Raw genomic sequence first — 17602 nt, forward strand, 5'->3', positions numbered from 1 at the left:
GTTTTGAATATTTTATACAGTCGTGCCCTTTGAAAAGATAAATCAGAAAAATTTTTTATCGGCCCTTGTAATTAAATTCCCTGTCCCAATATAGGTGTTAAGGCAGAGAAGGTGGCCAACAGTGGACTTGAAAAAAAACCGTCCGGCCCCATATCAAAACCAACTTATAAATTTAGTTAGACAGAAATTTTTCGGAGGACCTCATGGGTAAAATTATTGGTATCGACTTAGGCACAACAAACTCTTGTGTAGCTGTCCTCGATGGTGGCAAAGCACGCGTATTAGAGAATGCTGAAGGCGATCGCACAACCCCGTCTATCATCGCTTATACCGATGATGAGACCATCGTGGGTCAGCCAGCAAAACGCCAAGCTGTAACTAACCCAAATAACACATTCTTCGCGATCAAGCGTTTGATCGGTCGTCGCTTCAAAGATGACGAAGTTCAACGTGACGTGAACATCATGCCATTCAAAATTATCCAAGCCGACAACGGTGATGCTTGGGTTGAATCACGTGGCAACAAAATGGCTCCACCACAAGTTTCTGCTGAAATCTTGAAAAAGATGAAGAAAACAGCAGAAGACTTCTTAGGTGAAGAAGTGACAGAAGCGGTAATCACCGTTCCTGCATACTTTAACGATTCACAACGTCAAGCCACTAAAGATGCGGGCCGCATCGCAGGTCTTGAAGTTAAACGTATTATCAACGAACCAACAGCTGCAGCACTAGCTTACGGTATCGACAAGAAGCAAGGCGACAACATCGTTGCAGTGTACGACTTAGGTGGTGGTACATTCGATATCTCTATCATCGAAATCGACAGCAACGACGGCGACCAAACCTTCGAAGTATTAGCGACTAACGGTGACACCCACTTAGGTGGTGAAGACTTTGACAACCGTTTAATCAACTACTTAGCTGACGAATTCAAGAAAGAGCAAGGCTTAGATCTGCGTAAAGATCCATTAGCAATGCAACGTCTGAAAGAAGCAGCTGAAAAGGCGAAGATTGAGCTTTCAAGCACCAACCAAACTGAAGTGAACCTGCCATACATCACTGCCGATGCAACAGGTCCTAAGCACTTAGTGGTGAAAATCACCCGTGCTAAGTTAGAGTCACTGGTTGAAGACTTAATCATTCGTACTTTAGAGCCATTAAAAGTGGCACTGGCTGACGCTGACTTATCAGTATCAGACATTAACGAAGTGATTTTAGTGGGCGGTCAAACCCGTATGCCTAAGGTTCAAGAAGCGGTTTCTAACTTCTTCGGTAAAGAACCTCGTAAAGACGTAAACCCAGACGAAGCCGTAGCCGTAGGTGCTGCGATTCAAGCGGGCGTACTGTCAGGCGACGTGAAAGACGTTCTACTGTTAGACGTAACACCACTGTCTCTGGGTATCGAAACCATGGGCAGCGTAATGACCAAGCTGATTGAGAAAAACACCACTATTCCGACTAAGGCACAGCAAGTGTTCTCAACAGCCGATGACAACCAAAGTGCAGTAACCATTCACGTACTGCAAGGTGAGCGTAAGCAAGCGAGCGCGAACAAGTCATTAGGTCAGTTCAACCTTGACGGTATTGAGCCTGCACCACGTGGCATGCCACAAATCGAAGTGATGTTCGATATCGACGCTGACGGTATTTTGCATGTTTCTGCCACCGACAAGAAAACCGGTAAGAAACAAAACATCACCATCAAAGCTTCTTCAGGCTTAAGCGAAGAAGAAGTGGCGCAAATGGTACGTGACGCTGAAGCACACGCTGAAGAAGACAAGAAGTTTGAAGAGTTAGTGCAATCTCGCAACCAAGCTGACGGCTTAGTTCACGCAACTAAGAAACAAGTTGAAGAAGCGGGTGATGCACTGCCAGCAGACGACAAAGCTAAGATTGAAGCGGCAATGAGCGCAGTTGAAGTTGCAACTAAAGGCAACGACAAAGAAGCCATTGAAAAAGCGACTCAAGAGCTAATCGAAGCGTCTGCTAAGCTGATGGAAATTGCTCAGGCTAAAGCTCAAACTCAAGGCGGCGCACAAGAAGGTGCTGCTAAACAGTCTAACGCGACTGCCGATGACGTTGTCGATGCTGAATTTGAAGAAGTGAAAGACGACAAGAAATAACATTTGCTCTCAATCAAATTGATTGATTTCAAATAGTTAATTTCTAGGCGGGCGTTACGGGGAAACCCTAACGCCCGTTCGTTCAACTTAAGCTGAGAAGCATGAGATTATGTCAAAGCGAGATTATTACGAAGTATTAGGCGTTGGTCGTGACGCCAGCGAACGTGAAATTAAAAAAGCCTACAAGCGTTTGGCGATGAAGTTTCACCCCGATCGCAACCCTGGCGACAAAGCTGCCGAGGCGAGCTTTAAAGAAGTTAAAGAAGCCTACGAAATCCTTACCGATGCCAACAAAAAAGCGGCCTATGACCAATTTGGTCATGCGGGTGTGGATCCTAATCGTGGCGGCGGTGGTGGCTACGGCGGCGCGGGAGATTTCGGCGATATTTTCGGTGATGTCTTTGGCGATATTTTCGGCGGTGGACGCCGTGGCGGTCAACGCCAAGCGGCCCGCGGCTCAGATTTACGTTACAACCTAGAGTTATCACTGGAAGAAGCCGTAAAAGGCCTCACCAAAGAACTGCGAATTCCAACCTTAGCCAGCTGTGATGTGTGTGACGGCAGCGGGGCGAAAAAAGGCTCTTCGGCGACCACCTGTGGCACCTGTCATGGTCAAGGCCAAGTGCAAATGCGCCAAGGTTTCTTCACCGTACAACAGCCATGTCCAACCTGTCATGGTCGCGGCAAGATCATTAAAGATCCTTGCTCTAAGTGCCATGGTGATGGTCGTGTCGAGAAGACCAAAACCCTGTCAGTTAAGATCCCAGCGGGTGTCGACACTGGCGACCGTATCCGCTTAGCGGGTGAAGGTGAAGCGGGCGAGTTTGGTGCGCCACCGGGCGATTTATACGTTCAGGTCACAGTACGTGAACATGCTATTTTCGTGCGTGATGGCAACAACCTCTACTGCGAAGTGCCGATTTCATTCAGCAAAGCGGCGCTCGGCGGCGAGATTGAAGTCCCAACACTGGACGGCAAAGTCAGCCTGAAGATCCCAGCCGAAACGCAAACGGGTCGTATGTTCCGTCTACGTGGCAAAGGGGTGAAATCGGTTCGCAGCCATGCCGTTGGCGACCTGCTCTGTAAAGTCGTGATGGAAACGCCAGTCAACCTCAACGAGCGTCAGAAAGAATTACTGCGTGAGTTTGAGGCGACCTTAACTGGTGAATCAAAGAAGCACAGCCCAAAGGCTGAAGGCTTTTTCGATGGCGTGAAGAAGTTTTTCCAAGACCTAAATAGCTAATTAGGCTTAGTGGCACAGCGGTTATGTTAGTTAGCTGCACACTAGATAAATAAAGCCTCGCAGTGTTTAACACTAGCGGGGCTTTTTTATATCTCAAATCTAGTTTGAGATTTCGTTGGTTTTAAAGCAAAGCAAAGTCAAAGTCGTGGGGCTTCACCCCACACCCGACCAAAAGGGGAAAAGCGCCTGTTCCCCTTTTGGATATCCCCCGGCGTCCCCAACGGAGTTGAAAGCCCCTTGTGCTCATTGCCAAATTTGCTATCGCTTCCGAAGGATGCGTCCCTGCACCTGCGAAAGCTAGCTCGCCATCCATGGCGAGACTCACGCAATTTGCCTATTCGCCCTGCGGCAACTCCGAGGGGAGGTGTATTCCTTAGACTCTAGTATCAACTGTTAACCATATAAGTTATACATGCAACGCCGATCCACTTTTTACAATTTTATAATTAATCAACACCAATTTCTGAATTCAAAAATTCTTTAAAACGGACTTGAATCATTTTCCGTGCATCTGAAAGTGTTGTATTAGAGGGCTCGAAAATGTTTAATATTCGCTCTAACTCATTGATGCATTGTATATAATCGAGTTCCGGCCGAACTCTTTTCATATATAATATGTAAAAAACTTTCTGCTCTATTTTCTGTAGCGACTCCGCAGCAGAACCATAAGATTTTTTTATCTCGAAATAGTTTTCAATAATAGATGGCGCTTCTGATATGTTGAAGTTTTTCTCAGAAAAAATCTCATCATAAAATTTACCGAAAATATGTTGCTTTTGATTGGATGACTTTTCAGGATTACCTTGAACTGCAAATAAAATCTGGCCAAACAACTCCATACTAATTTTATAACGATACTCTTTCAGATCATTCATGCCGGTATCGCCATTCTTACGGGAATAAATGATATCATGCTCATCAAGCAACTGTTCCAATTGTATTTGTAACGTACTTAGAGATTTTAAGTCTACATTTGAAATAGAGTTCTGACTGTTTGTATACTCTGCAATTTTATTTACAGCATCAGTATTTGATGCATTAAAGATACGCACAAGAACTTCACTTTTAGAAAGGTAATCTGTAATGTTGCCTTCATCTTGTGCATTGAAGTTATGCAAGGTTCTTAATGTTTGGCCTCCATTTAAAACTTGAAAGTCATCAATTGAAATTCTAATTTTCTTATTACCATTAACAGGCTCAGCTTTAATATCTTTAGCAACAATTGTCATACCATTGTTGTACATAAAGAACTTACTTGGCTCCTCTTTAAGTGATTTAGCAATGGCCTCATTATATTTAGACTTTTGAACAAATCCACGGACGTTATCAAACAATACGCCGTAATCAATTCGTTCTTTCGCCAAAATTTCAATATGCTCACAATTGTAGTTATTGCGAAGCTCAGGATTCTTACAAGTAATACGAATTATGTCTGCGGCATTTAGTCTTACAATGTACGATTTAGATGTAGATATCGAGCTTTCAGAATAGGACATTAAAGCATCATTTTCTATAATTAGTTCTGCTTTAATGGGTTTAGGTCGAAGAGACATCAAAGTCTTTATTTGTGGTAAACAAATAGAGACAACTTCCATATCGTAAAAATCTTTAAGTTGTTGGATTGAATTTTCATCAATATTAATAGGAGAATGCTCATTGCTCAAGATATATAGCGTCATTTTCCAGACATCATTGGAGTTGAGTTTGTTAATGGCTTCAATAACAAGATTTTTTAACTTCCCTTCCAAACCATTATGGTTTCCATTTAAAATGCAGTTAACTAATTTTGTTGAAATAAATGCTTCATTTAAACTTTGCATTTGGCCAGGTTTAAATGTCTCCCTAAACTTAAAGTTAAAAAGCTTTATCTCTTTATTTTCATCATCAATATATAAGGCATCAATACCATGATCATTATAGCGTTCGCCGATCAAATGGGCGTTATACTCTGTATCTGTAATTATATCGCTAACTCGATCAAGATCTTTTTCATCACATAAATTTTCAAGCATAAAAAGATAAAAGCCAAATCGCTCTTTCAACTTATCATTATCAGGATGATTAATAAAATCAGCACCTTTAGAGTAAAGATCAAAGTACTTCTTACATTTTATATTCAATAACTTAAAATCATTTACGCTTGCAGTTTGTGACATAACGCCTCCATTCGTTCATTTTTAACAATCCTAACACAGAATAATCAACAATAAATGGGAAGGAGTTCACCTTCCCCTGCGAAGTTGCTGAAGGGCGTTGAAGGAAATCGCGTGAGCGAGGCATGGATGCCGAGTTAGCTTTCGGGGTACAGGATGTACCATCGGAAGCGTTAGCGATTTTCGAATAAGCACGAAGCCAGTCTCTAATGCATGTAACTTCGCTAGGGCGGCAAGGGAGATCCAAGAGGGAATTGCTGTTGATCCCCTCTTGGTCGGGTGTGGGTTGAAGACCCACGACTTTGATTTAAAAACCTTTAACTCAATGATTGCTTGTCGATAGTTGGTAATCCGATACGTCACTGGATATGACGAAACAACTACCCCAAGGCTTTAGTCAAAGCCGAAACAACATTGGTATTAGCAGCCAACTCTGCGTAAACTTTCGCTCCCATGTTTTTATTGGTGTTGCGATGACCATTCCTAAGCCTTCTCCTTCCACAGAGTCGTTAACCTTTGCCGAGCTTGGCGTCAATGCGGCGTTATGTTCGGTATTGCCTGTTGCGGTCAAGCATCCGACACGGGTACAGCAATTAGCGATTCCGGCAATTCTTGCGGGGCGAGATGTGTTAGCGCTGTCGCAAACCGGTAGCGGTAAAACCTTGGCTTTTGGATTGCCCTTGCTACAAGCTATCTACCAACAACTACAGCAGCAAGTGGGGTTCGCGCGGGCTGAGTCAGTGTTATCCTCGGCCAGCAATACGCAGGCCTTGGTGCTGGTGCCGACACGGGAATTGGCGCAGCAGGTAGCGATAGCGCTGCACGCGCTGGCGAGTAAGTTATTGTCTTCTTTGAATATTCAGCTCCTTTGTGGCGGCATCGCGCAGGAAGAACAATTAGCCGAACTTGCCGCTAAACCGCAGCTTGTCGTGGCAACCCCTGGGCGCTTATTGGATTTATGCACGCAGTCCCATATCAGTCTCGACTCGATAAAATGCTTAGTGCTAGACGAAGCTGACCGTTTGTTGGAAATGGGATTTTGGCCTGATGTGCAAAAGCTGATGGCAATGATGCCTAAGCGCAAGCAAACCTTACTGTTTTCTGCCACCTTGCCAGAGGCGTTGGATGCCTTAGCTGGTAAATTGCTGACCCATAATCCCCTTCGGGTTGAGGCCAGTACACGCAATGCTGTCGCCGCCGACATCGAAGAGCAACTGTATTTAGTCAATAAGGGCAGTAAGGCGCAGGCATTGATTGCGTTACTCAAACAATATCAATGGCCGCAAGTGCTAGTGTTTATCAGTGCCCGCGATGATGCGGATGCAATAGCGAAACGACTAGTTAAGGCAGGGATAAATGCTGCTGCACTGCACGGCGAAAAAGATCAAACCGTGCGCAGCCAAACCTTGGCCGACTTTAAAGCCAATCGCATTCAAGTGGTGGTGGCGACGGATTTAATGGCCCGTGGTATTCATGTCGATGCCTTGCCTGTGGTGATCAACTTAGATTTACCCATGAGTGCTCCTGTATATGTACACCGCATTGGCCGCACCGCAAGGGCAGGCGCTAATGGGCTTGCCATCTCTTTGGTGTGTCATGGTGAAATGCCAAGCTTGACCGCGATCCGCAACTTGACGGCGCGTGAGTTACCGTTAGCATCATTGGCGGACTTTCCTGTGACCGATAAGCCGAGCGAAAGAACTAGAGAGGACGGTATTGATAATAAAGTGGCGCCTAAGCGCCCACCTCGGGATAAGCAGGCGAATCGTCGCAGTCTTAATAAGCAAAGTATCAAAGCCTTTAAAGGTAAGCGTTGAGAGTGAGGCTGCGCTGCTATCCATAAACTGCTAGCACTTATTGGCTGCTGTTTACCTGTTTCAGCTGGGCGAACTATATAGCGAGTTTAAGGGCTTACTGAAATTAGCGGTTTATTCACATGAAAGGAGCAGGCATGGCGTCGACATTGGCGATAGGTAACGCACTTCACCACATGGTAAATCACGGTTTAACCACCCAACGTTTTACGCTTCGGCCATTTCAGCGAGCGGATCTCGAAGCTTTTACCGCCTATCGAGCCGAGCCTAAGGTTGCCAAATATCAAAGCTGGACGGATTACTCCTATAGCGATGCCGTCGCGCTATTCGAGAACATGGATTATGCACAATTTGGCGCGGCGGACACATGGTTTCAATTGGCGATTGTCTCTGAGGCATCGGCAGCGACGCCTGCCATCTTAGTGGGCGATGTGGCGCTGCATTTTATCGATGAGCAGCAAATGGAAATCGGCTTTACGATTGCGCCTGAGTATCAAGGCCAGCAGGTTGCGTTTGAGGCCGTCAGCGCATTGCTGGGTTATCTCTTTGTGGAATTAGATAAGCATCGTGTCATTGCGATAACCGATGTAGACAATCTTGCCTGCTGTAGATTACTCGAAAAACTGGGCTTTCGGCGCGAAGCCCATTATGTGAAAAACATCTTCTTTAAGGGCGCATGGGGCGATGAGTATCTCTATGCCATGTTAAGGGAAGACTATATTGCACGTTAACTGGCGCTAGGCTCACTCTTGCTACCAGACAAGATTCTGAATCTCGTTTGGCTTCTGCTTGCTATCTCAGTAAAATCTTAATCATGATTAGTTGAGTCTGCTAGCTTCAGCCTCGTTCGGATTAAGGAGTTCCCTATGAAATCAATAACACTCGCCTTAGTGGCGGTTGGACTCACGTTAGGATTATCGGGCTGCGCGACCACTAAATCGCCCACGGGGCGTGGTCAAACCTTGCTGTATTCGGCATCGCAGATGCAGCAAATGGGGGATGCATCTTTTGAAGAAATGAAAAAGCAGCAAAAGATCAGCAGTGATAAAAAGCTCACCCAGTACGTAAATTGCGTGGCGAATCGCGTCACTGCAGCGCTGCCCGATCAAAGCCAGAAGTGGGATGTCGTGTTATTCAACTCCGAGCAAGTGAACGCCTTTGCATTGCCTGGTGGACACATTGGCGTGTATACCGGATTATTAAAAGTCGCGACCACTCCAGATCAACTCGCGACCGTCTTAGGCCATGAAGTGGCCCACGTATTAGCGCAGCACGGTAATGAGCAGGTCTCTCGGGCGCAGATGACGGGCATGGGGATGCAAATCGCCGATGCCGCCCTTGGCGCGAGCGGCGTCTCAAACCGTGACTTATATATGTCGGCCTTAGGACTAGGTGCGCAGGTTGGGGTGATTTTACCCTTTGGTCGCGCTCAGGAGAGTGAGGCGGATGTGATGGGGCTGGAGTTGATGGCGCGGGCAGGGTTCGACCCAGCGCAGAGCGTGGTACTTTGGCACAACATGTCGAAAGCGGGCGGTAGCCAAGGGCCAGAGCTGTTATCGACGCACCCATCAAACAGCAACCGCATCGCCCAACTCGAGCAATTACAGGGGCAAATGCAGCCTTTGTATCAGAGCGCAAAGGCGAATATCAAAAACCAATGCGTGTTGCCTAAATAGCCATTCAGTGCGTGGCGCTCGTTTAGAGGCAGGCCTTATCTTGCCGCAATTAGGCGCAATTGCTGGATAAATACGCATTGGTTACGTAAAATCGCCGCCAAAGTTAAATAAGCAGTCAGTTTATCAGCATAGGGCGTGGAACTATGGTAAACTGGCGCGCAAAATTCCATTGAACATTGAGAGTCGTTAATTATGTCTGATAAATTCAGTACTGTTGAACAGCAAGCAAGCTATGGTGTAGGTCGTCAAATGGGCGAGCAACTGGCTGCTAATTCTTTTGAAGGTGTGGATATTGCTGCCGTTCAAGCAGGTTTAGCCGATGCATTTGCTGGCGTTGAAAGCGCTGTATCTATGCAAGATATGCAAGTTGCATTCACTGAGATCAGCCGTCGTATTCAAGCGGCTCAAGAGCAAGCTGCTGCTGCCGCTTCTGCTGAAGGCGAAGCCTTTTTAGCTGAGAACGCTAAGCGTGCTGGCGTGATCGTGACTGACTCTGGTCTGCAATACGAAGTATTAGTTCAAGGTAGCGGTGCAAAACCAACCTACGAAGACACAGTGCGTACTCATTACCATGGTTCTTTCATCAATGGTGATGTGTTCGACAGCTCTGTTGTTCGTGGTCAACCAGCTGAATTCCCAGTATCTGGCGTTATCGCTGGCTGGACTGAAGCCCTGCAATTGATGCCAGTAGGTACTAAGTTAAAATTATTCGTTCCACATCACTTAGCTTACGGTGAGCGTGGTGCGGGTGCTTCTATTCCTCCATACTCAACCTTAGTGTTTGAAGTCGAGTTATTAGACATCGTCTAATGTGATCGAAACGCCTAAGCCAGTCTTAGGCGTTTTTGTATGGAAGTGATGAACAGGTTTGAGGAGATTGAAATGGGTGGACAAGTGAGAGTTGCAATTGTCGGTGCGGGTGGACGCATGGGACGGACTCTTATTGAATCGGCTTATCATCAAGAGCACATTCGCTTAGGTGCCGCCATCGAGCGTCCCGGTTCAAGCTTAGTTGGCGTGGATGCGGGCGAGCTTGCCGGTGTGGGCAAGTTAAATGTCCTAGTGATGGATTCGCTCGACTATGCGACCGATGACTTTGATGTGCTGATTGATTTTACTGCGCCAGAGGCCAGTATTGTCCATTTAGACTGGTGTGTGCGCCATAAGAAAGCCATGGTGATCGGCACAACCGGTTTCAATCATGCTCAAAAAGAACAGATCAATGCCTTTGCCGAGCAAACGCCGGTAGTGATGGCGCCGAACATGTCCGTGGGTGTCAATCTGATGTGGAAATTGCTCGAGTTGGCCGCAGAGGTCATGGGCGATTACACCGATATCGAGATTATCGAAGGTCACCACAGATATAAGAAAGACGCGCCATCTGGCACTGCGCTAAAAATGGGTGAAGTGATTGCCAAGACCTTAGGTCGTGATCTTGAAAAATGCGCCGTCTATGGCCGCGAAGGGATCACAGGCGAGCGTGACCGTGAAACGATTGGTTTTGCGACTGTGCGCGCGGGCGACTTAGTCGGTGAGCATACCGCCATGTTTGCCGATATCGGTGAGCGTTTAGAGATCACCCATAAAGCCTCTAGTCGTATGACCTTTGCTAATGGCGCTATGCGTGCCGCCCATTGGTTAGTGGAGCAAAAACCGGGTCTGTATGACATGCAGCAGGTATTAGGTTTGAATTAACAGAAAAAACGCCATGTTGGCGTTTTTTTTTGCACTCAGATACCAGGGTGTAGACGAGTTTGGATTTATCCTGTAAACTCGCTGGAATTTGTCAAAATTTCGTGAATAAGCGGAAATTGGTATCTTAACATAGCATAAAAACATTATATTTCAGTGGCTTGGCTCTTTATGGAGGTCGCGTTGACAAAGTCTGCCTTACTCGTACTCGAAGATGGAACCGTATTCACTGGCACAGCAATTGGTGCCGATGGTCTCTCTGTTGGTGAAGTTGTTTTTAACACTTCCATGACAGGATACCAAGAAATTTTAACTGATCCCTCTTATTCACGCCAAATAGTAACTTTAACCTACCCCCACATTGGTAACACTGGTACCAATAATGAAGACGTCGAATCCAATGGGGTTCATGCTTGTGGTTTAATCATTCGCGATCTTCCACTCGTAGCAAGTAGTTTCCGCAATCAGCAAACCCTCAGTGATTATCTCAAAGCGAACAATGTTGTTGGCATCGCAGATATCGATACTCGTAAATTAACTCGAATCCTCCGTGAAAAAGGTGCCCAAGCGGGTTGCATCATGGCGGGTGCTGACTTAGATGAAGCGAAAGCACTGGCTGCGGCTAAAGCCTTCCCAGGTTTAAAGGGCATGGATTTAGCGAAAGAAGTGACGACTGAGAAAGCTTACCCATGGCGTAAAGGTAGCTGGCGTTTAGTGGGCGGCTTACCTGAAGATACTCCAGCCGAAGCGCTGAAGTACAAAGTCGTTGCCTACGACTACGGCGTTAAGCAAAACATTCTGCGCATGTTGGTTGACCGTGGCTGTGACGTCACCGTTGTTCCAGCAAAAACACCCGCAGCTGACGTGTTAGCGATGAACCCAGACGGTGTGTTCCTCTCTAACGGCCCTGGTGACCCAGAGCCATGCGACTACGCGATTGAAGCGATTCAACAAATCCTGAAAACCGATACGCCGATTTTCGGTATCTGTTTAGGCCACCAATTACTGGCATTGGCATCAGGCGCGAAAACCTTAAAGATGAAGTTTGGTCACCACGGTGCTAACCACCCAGTGAGCAATATCGAAAAAGGTAACGTGATGATCACCAGCCAAAACCACGGTTTTGCTGCCGATGAAGCCACATTACCTGCCAATATCAAAGTGACTCACAAGTCACTGTTCGATGGTTCACTGCAAGGTATCCATCTGACGGACAAACCTGCGTTCAGCTTCCAAGGTCACCCTGAAGCGAGCCCTGGTCCGAACGATGCGGCCCCACTGTTCGATCACTTTATCGAGCTTATTGAACAATACCGTCAGAACGCTAAGTAATACGCAAGCTAGGAGAAGAGAGAAGCAATGCCAAAACGTACAGATATAAAGAGTATTCTTATCCTAGGTGCAGGCCCGATTGTCATTGGTCAGGCGTGTGAGTTCGACTATTCAGGCGCTCAAGCCTGTAAAGCCCTGCGTGAAGAAGGTTACCGCGTCATTCTGGTGAACTCTAACCCTGCCACCATTATGACCGACCCTGAAATGGCCGATGCCACTTACATCGAGCCAATCCAATGGGAAGTGGTACGCAACATTATCGCTAAAGAACGTCCTGATGCGATTCTGCCTACCATGGGCGGTCAAACCGCTCTAAACTGCGCGCTTGAGCTTGAGGCTAAAGGCGTGCTGGCTGAATTTAACGTTGAAATGATCGGCGCGACTGCCGACGCGATTGATAAAGCCGAAGACCGTAGCCGCTTCGACAAAGCCATGAAGAGCATTGGTTTAGAGTGTCCACGCGCGGGCATCGCCCACAGCATGGAAGAAGCCTATGGCGTTCTTGAGCAAGTGGGTTTCCCTTGTATTATCCGTCCATCATTCACTATGGGTGGCTCGGGCGGTGGTATCGCCTATAACAAGGAAGAGTTCGAAGAAATCTGTTCTCAAGGTTTAGATTTATCGCCAACCAAAGAGCTGCTCATTGACGAGAGCTTAATCGGTTGGAAAGAATACGAGATGGAAGTGGTTCGTGACCGTAACGACAACTGTATCATCGTGTGCTCTATCGAAAACTTCGACCCAATGGGTGTGCATACTGGCGACTCTATTACCGTTGCACCCGCGCAAACTCTGACTGACAAAGAATACCAAATCATGCGTAATGCCTCTATGGCCGTACTGCGTGAGATTGGGGTTGAAACGGGCGGTTCGAACGTACAGTTTGGTATCAACCCGAAAGATGGCCGTATGGTGATCATCGAGATGAACCCACGGGTATCGCGTTCATCGGCATTGGCATCAAAAGCAACTGGCTTCCCGATTGCAAAAATTGCGGCCAAGTTAGCGGTGGGGTTCACCCTCGATGAGCTGATGAACGACATTACTGGCGGCCGTACGCCAGCGTCGTTCGAGCCTGCAATTGACTATGTTGTGACTAAAGTACCTCGCTTTAACTTTGAAAAGTTCGCTGGTTCTAACGACCGCTTAACCACGCAGATGAAGTCTGTGGGTGAAGTGATGGCGATTGGCCGTACTTTCCAAGAGTCACTACAAAAAGCCCTGCGCGGTTTAGAAGTAAGCCGTCACGGTTTAGACCCGATTACTGACATGTCTAAGCCTGATGCGTTAGCCCGTATCCGCCTCGAGCTAAAAGAGCCTGGCTGTGACCGTATTTGGTACATCGCCGATGCGATGCGTGCGGGTTTAACCCTGGATGAAATCTTCCGTTTAACCAATATTGACCCATGGTTCTTAGTCCAGATTGAAGAGCTGATTAAGCTGGAAGGCCAAGTGGCCGAAGGCGGTTTAGCCGGTCTTAACGAAGAACTGCTGCGTAAGCTTAAGCGTAAAGGTTTTGCCGATGCGCGTCTGGCGGCGGTCCTTGGCGTAAACGAGACTGAAGTCCGTAAATTGCGTGACCGTTTCGACATCCACCCAGTTTACAAGCGCGTAGATACCTGCGCGGCTGAATTTGCGACTGACACCGCTTACATGTACTCAACCTACGAGGAAGAGTGTGAAGCGAACCCATCTGACCGTGACAAAATCATGGTGTTAGGTGGTGGTCCAAACCGTATCGGTCAAGGTATCGAATTCGATTACTGCTGTGTGCACGCGGCATTAGCCCTGCGTGAAGACGGTTATGAAACCATCATGGTGAACTGTAACCCTGAAACCGTTTCTACTGACTACGACACCTCAGATCGTCTGTACTTCGAGCCTGTTACCCTAGAAGATGTGTTAGAAATCGTCCGTATCGAGAAGCCAAAGGGCGTTATCGTGCAGTACGGTGGTCAAACTCCGCTGAAACTGGCTCGCGCCCTTGAGGCGGCGGGTGTGCCGATTATTGGTACTAGCCCAGATGCGATTGACCGTGCAGAAGACCGTGAGCGTTTCCAGCAAGCGATTCAACGCCTGGAAATGAAGCAGCCTGAAAACGATACCGTCACTACGGTTGAAGGTGCGGTAATTGCCGCTGAGCGTATCGGTTATCCACTGGTTGTTCGTCCATCCTATGTACTGGGCGGCCGCGCGATGGAAATCGTTTACGACCAACAGGATTTACTGCGCTACTTCAACGAAGCGGTAAGCGTATCTAACGCATCACCAGTACTGTTAGACCACTTCCTAGATGATGCTATCGAAGTGGATATCGACGCAGTCTGTGACGGTGAAACTGTGGTTATCGGCGCGATTATGGAGCATATCGAGCAGGCGGGTGTTCACTCAGGTGACTCAGGTTGTTCTCTGCCTCCTTACACCCTAAGCCAAGAAATCCAAGATCGCATGCGCGTACAAGTCGGCAAGTTGGCGATGGAGCTGGGTGTTGTCGGTCTGATGAACGTGCAGTTTGCCGTGAAGAATAACGAAATCTACATGATTGAAGTTAACCCACGTGCAGCGCGTACCGTGCCATTTGTGTCGAAAGCCACTGGTGTGCCGTTAGCGAAGATTGCCGCCCGTGTGATGGCAGGTCAAAGCTTAAAAGCGCAAAACTTCACTGAAGAAGTTATTCCACCTTTCTACTCTGTGAAAGAAGTGGTACTGCCATTTAACAAGTTCCCTGGCGTTGACCCACTGTTAGGCCCAGAAATGCGCTCAACGGGTGAGGTAATGGGCGTGGGCGATACCTTCGCCGAAGCCTATGCTAAGGCGCAGTTAGGTGCGACTTCTGAAGTGCCTAAGTCTGGTCGTGCACTCTTGTCTGTGCGTAACAGCGATAAGAAACGTGTTGCCGACTTAGCCGCTAAGTTGATTGAGCTGGGTTATCAAATCGATGCCACCCACGGTACAGCGGTTATCCTAGGTGAAGCGGGTATCAACCCACGCTTAGTGAACAAGGTACACGAAGGCCGTCCACACATTCTTGACCGCATCAAGAACGGTGAGTACACCTACATTGTGAACACCACCGAAGGCCGTCAAGCGATTGAAGACTCGCGTCAATTACGTCGCGGTGCACTGCGTTACAAAGTGAACTACACCACGACCATGAACGCGGCATTTGCCACTTGCATGGCACACGCTGCGGACGATCGCACTAACGTGACGTCAGTGCAAGAGCTGCATCAGCGCGTATTGGCTAAATAAGCCATAAGCTTCTGAAATCAAAAGGCCGGATAACGTTGTTATCCGGCCTTTGTTTTTAAGGGGTAAAAGGTTTATAAACCGATACGCTCGGTTTCCATTGGCGGCGCATCATTGGGCAGCCAGCGGTGATAAATTTGTGCAAAGGTGCCATCGGCCTTGATGCTGACTAGTGCTTCTTTCCATTTATCAACTTCCTCCGTTGGTGTGCCTTGAGAAAATGCAATGTACAGATGATTCGCGCTGATGGTGTAGAGGGATTTTACATCATCAATACTGGCTCCGGCTTCTGCAAGAATACTTGGCGCCGTGAGATTAGCGTTGCACCATAGATCGATTCGCTGCTTCATTAACTGCTTTGCGCTTAGTAGTGGTGTCGATGAGGGGGCGAGATTTGTAAACCCATGATCCATTAATAATTGTTCTTCGACAGAGGAACGATACACCCCAATTGCTTTTGCCTGCTTAGCACCTTCAATTGAGTCAATGTTAAGCTTGCTACTTTTTAGAGCATAAAAGTTTGTTGTGCCAACCGCGACAGGGCCTATCAAACTAAACATACGCTCACGCTCTGCGGTACGTGTCATTGTGAATAACACCGTGTTGGGTTGTTCGGTGATAATTTTCCAGCCGCGAGCCCAGGGCACAATCTTGATAGGATCTTGGTTATCGATACGTTTTTGGATTTCTTGCACGACTTGTACAGCTAATCCATCGGGTTGGCCATCAACCGAAAAGCTAATCGGAGCCCATTCTTCTGTATAAATATTGAGTGTGGCCTGAGCTGTGTGCGGGATAACGCAGAGAAGCATAACGCGCACTAAATGGGTAAAAAATGTCATTAATAACCCTAGGAATTAGAATGTTATATGCGAGTCTCACGGCGTGCTCATATTGAATTAAAGATGACAACTCTTAAGCTCGCAAGCCACTTTAGGGTTATTTTGTGATCTGTACTCTTGGGTTAGAAAATTATTGATAAATCATATTGGTCATTGAGGCAAGATAGAATTGCCTCCTTGTTGTGCAAAGGAGGCTGCCGATGCGCTATATCTGTTTTAGTGAGCTTTAGATGAGTGAGGTTGCTAATTGATGCCCCATGAATAGGTCACTTAAAAAGCGCGCTATTCATGGGTATATATTGCTGTTACTAGCGATAAACATCTCGTAGTAGATTATCGAGGCAATTAACGACTCGCATGCTTGAGTCTTCCATTAAACGTAATTGTCTGACCATTTCGGGTAAATTACCTTGTTGCCTTGCCGCGAGTGCTGCTTTACCTGCATCGTGCACCGCTTTATGGGGAGCATCCAACGCCTTAAAGTTGCTTAAATGCTGATAATTTTCAGCGCCAAAGCCTTTGAAATACCATTGGCCTAAGCGGCACTCAGTATGGGAATTTACGCCATGATTGTGCTGATTTTTTTCAATGAGTTGGTACACATTACTCTTCCAAACAGCGTGGTCGAGTTTAGTGGTATTTAAAAATGATGCGGTCGCAGCATTATGAATCACCTGCTGCATATTATTAGAGCGTTGCAGTACATCTTCAACCACTTGGCCGATTTGGGTGGAAGAGGAGGCGACATCGAGGGCACTGTTTTGATTATTATAAACAATCTCTTTAATATTAGAGGCTTGCGTTACAATCTGTTTAACCAGTTTCTCGATTTGGCTACTGGCCTCATGTGCTTTACTGGCTAATTGCCTGACTTCATCGGCAACAACAGCAAAGCCACGACCCGCTTCACCCGCCCGAGCGGCTTCAATTGCAGCGTTGAGAGCAAGTAGGTTGGTTTGCTCTGAGATACCTTGAATGGCGGCAACAAATTGGTTAATAGATGAGGTGGTACTGTTGAGCTCCGTCACCGCTTGCATGCTACTGGTGGCTTGCTCATTAATATAGGTCGCTCGATTGCCTAAATTAACAATGGCTACCCGCGTTTGATCAAAAATCTTATCTAATTCAGATAATGATTCTTTTTCTTCAGTGAGTAACTCGGCGCTGCTCGCGAGTCCTTCTCTCACCGCATTTAACATCTCGCCACCTTGGTTTTGGCAGGCAATAACTTCACTATAAAGATCGGTATTTTGGCGGGACTGTTGTTGCATGGCTTCATTTTCGCGGGCCATATTTTTTAGCTCTTCGATTTCAACTTCGTATCTATCTTGTTGATCAATGAGCTTTTGCTCTGAAGGATCCCCTCATAAATCAGCCATAGCATAGCCATATTTGAGCAACTGATTGGCGAATAATACCCAGGCCGCCAGCAATTCTTTCTCCGTGATTTGATAATCAGGCCGCCTGAGTACCTCCAA

At 46.9% G+C, this 17602-nt stretch carries 12 protein-coding genes; 9 read left to right on the plus strand and 3 right to left on the minus strand.

Annotation, left to right across the window (positions count from 1 at the left end):
- The first annotated feature begins 203 nt into the window (after window positions 1–203).
- Both dnaK and dnaJ read left to right on the plus strand, forming a co-directional pair.
- Complete coding sequence (dnaK, locus tag AEA42_RS05180) at window positions 204–2123, plus strand: molecular chaperone DnaK (RefSeq protein WP_011625422.1); 1920 nt, start codon at window positions 204–206, stop codon at window positions 2121–2123.
- A 109-nt stretch (window positions 2124–2232) separates the two neighbouring features.
- The gene (gene dnaJ / locus AEA42_RS05185) at window positions 2233–3366 is read left to right on the plus strand and encodes a molecular chaperone DnaJ (protein WP_011716086.1); all 1134 of its coding nucleotides are present in this window, start codon (window positions 2233–2235) and stop codon (window positions 3364–3366) included.
- Window positions 3367–3812: 446 nt separating this feature from the next.
- Here the strand turns inward: dnaJ and AEA42_RS05195 are convergent, their stop codons facing one another.
- The gene (locus tag AEA42_RS05195; protein ID WP_055647159.1) at window positions 3813–5522 is read right to left on the minus strand and encodes an AIPR family protein; all 1710 of its coding nucleotides are present in this window, start codon (window positions 5520–5522) and stop codon (window positions 3813–3815) included.
- A 470-nt stretch (window positions 5523–5992) separates the two neighbouring features.
- Between AEA42_RS05195 and AEA42_RS05200 the strand changes: the two genes are divergently transcribed.
- The 7 genes from AEA42_RS05200 (at window position 5993) to carB (ending at window position 15285) form a co-directional block, all read left to right on the plus strand.
- Window positions 5993–7336 (plus strand): DEAD/DEAH box helicase, encoded by a 1344-nt coding sequence (locus tag AEA42_RS05200; protein ID WP_055647168.1) that lies wholly within the window; start codon window positions 5993–5995, stop codon window positions 7334–7336.
- 134 nt (window positions 7337–7470) lie between these two features.
- Entirely contained in the window at window positions 7471–8064 is a 594-nt protein-coding gene (locus AEA42_RS05205) for a GNAT family protein (protein ID WP_055647160.1), read from the plus strand.
- A 135-nt stretch (window positions 8065–8199) separates the two neighbouring features.
- Window positions 8200–9009, plus strand: coding sequence for a M48 family metallopeptidase (locus AEA42_RS05210; RefSeq protein ID WP_055647161.1), 810 nt, complete (start codon window positions 8200–8202; stop codon window positions 9007–9009).
- A 192-nt stretch (window positions 9010–9201) separates the two neighbouring features.
- Window positions 9202–9819 carry an FKBP-type peptidyl-prolyl cis-trans isomerase gene (locus AEA42_RS05215; RefSeq protein ID WP_055647162.1) on the plus strand — a complete coding sequence of 206 codons (618 nt, stop codon included), beginning with the start codon at window positions 9202–9204 and terminating at the stop codon, window positions 9817–9819.
- Between the two features lie 72 nt (window positions 9820–9891).
- A complete protein-coding gene (gene dapB / locus AEA42_RS05220) occupies window positions 9892–10704 on the plus strand; it encodes a 4-hydroxy-tetrahydrodipicolinate reductase (RefSeq protein ID WP_055647169.1) in 813 nt (270 codons plus the stop codon).
- 168 nt (window positions 10705–10872) lie between these two features.
- Window positions 10873–12033 (plus strand): glutamine-hydrolyzing carbamoyl-phosphate synthase small subunit, encoded by a 1161-nt coding sequence (gene carA / locus AEA42_RS05225; RefSeq protein WP_086903371.1) that lies wholly within the window; start codon window positions 10873–10875, stop codon window positions 12031–12033.
- 27 nt (window positions 12034–12060) lie between these two features.
- Window positions 12061–15285 (plus strand): carbamoyl-phosphate synthase large subunit, encoded by a 3225-nt coding sequence (carB, locus tag AEA42_RS05230; protein ID WP_055647163.1) that lies wholly within the window; start codon window positions 12061–12063, stop codon window positions 15283–15285.
- 71 nt (window positions 15286–15356) lie between these two features.
- Here the strand turns inward: carB and AEA42_RS05235 are convergent, their stop codons facing one another.
- Together AEA42_RS05235 and AEA42_RS23025 are read right to left on the minus strand one after the other, a co-directional pair.
- Window positions 15357–16094, minus strand: coding sequence for an ABC transporter substrate-binding protein (locus tag AEA42_RS05235; protein ID WP_231640356.1), 738 nt, complete (start codon window positions 16092–16094; stop codon window positions 15357–15359).
- 338 nt (window positions 16095–16432) lie between these two features.
- Window positions 16433–17464, minus strand: coding sequence for a methyl-accepting chemotaxis protein (locus tag AEA42_RS23025; protein ID WP_055647164.1), 1032 nt, complete (start codon window positions 17462–17464; stop codon window positions 16433–16435).
- Window positions 17465–17602: the final 138 nt, after the last annotated feature.

The organism is Shewanella sp. Sh95 (assembly GCF_001308045.1).
In the GTDB taxonomy this organism is placed as follows: Bacteria; Pseudomonadota; Gammaproteobacteria; order Enterobacterales; family Shewanellaceae; genus Shewanella; species Shewanella xiamenensis.

Excerpts from the sequence above, each read along its gene's own strand:
- AEA42_RS05200 (WP_055647168.1), top strand. The coding sequence starts at position 5,993 with ATGACCATTCCTAAGCCTTCTCCTTCCACAGAGTCGTTAACCTTTGCC.
- AEA42_RS05210 (WP_055647161.1), top strand. The coding sequence starts at position 8,200 with ATGAAATCAATAACACTCGCCTTAGTGGCGGTTGGACTCACGTTAGGA.
- dnaJ (WP_011716086.1), top strand. The coding sequence starts at position 2,233 with ATGTCAAAGCGAGATTATTACGAAGTATTAGGCGTTGGTCGTGACGCC.
- AEA42_RS05205 (WP_055647160.1), top strand. The coding sequence starts at position 7,471 with ATGGCGTCGACATTGGCGATAGGTAACGCACTTCACCACATGGTAAAT.
- AEA42_RS05195 (WP_055647159.1), bottom strand. The coding sequence starts at position 5,522 with ATGTCACAAACTGCAAGCGTAAATGATTTTAAGTTATTGAATATAAAA.
- AEA42_RS05235 (WP_231640356.1), bottom strand. The coding sequence starts at position 16,094 with ATGCTTCTCTGCGTTATCCCGCACACAGCTCAGGCCACACTCAATATT.
- carB (WP_055647163.1), top strand. The coding sequence starts at position 12,061 with ATGCCAAAACGTACAGATATAAAGAGTATTCTTATCCTAGGTGCAGGC.
- AEA42_RS05215 (WP_055647162.1), top strand. The coding sequence starts at position 9,202 with ATGTCTGATAAATTCAGTACTGTTGAACAGCAAGCAAGCTATGGTGTA.
- carA (WP_086903371.1), top strand. The coding sequence starts at position 10,873 with ATGGAGGTCGCGTTGACAAAGTCTGCCTTACTCGTACTCGAAGATGGA.
- dnaK (WP_011625422.1), top strand. The coding sequence starts at position 204 with ATGGGTAAAATTATTGGTATCGACTTAGGCACAACAAACTCTTGTGTA.
- dapB (WP_055647169.1), top strand. The coding sequence starts at position 9,892 with ATGGGTGGACAAGTGAGAGTTGCAATTGTCGGTGCGGGTGGACGCATG.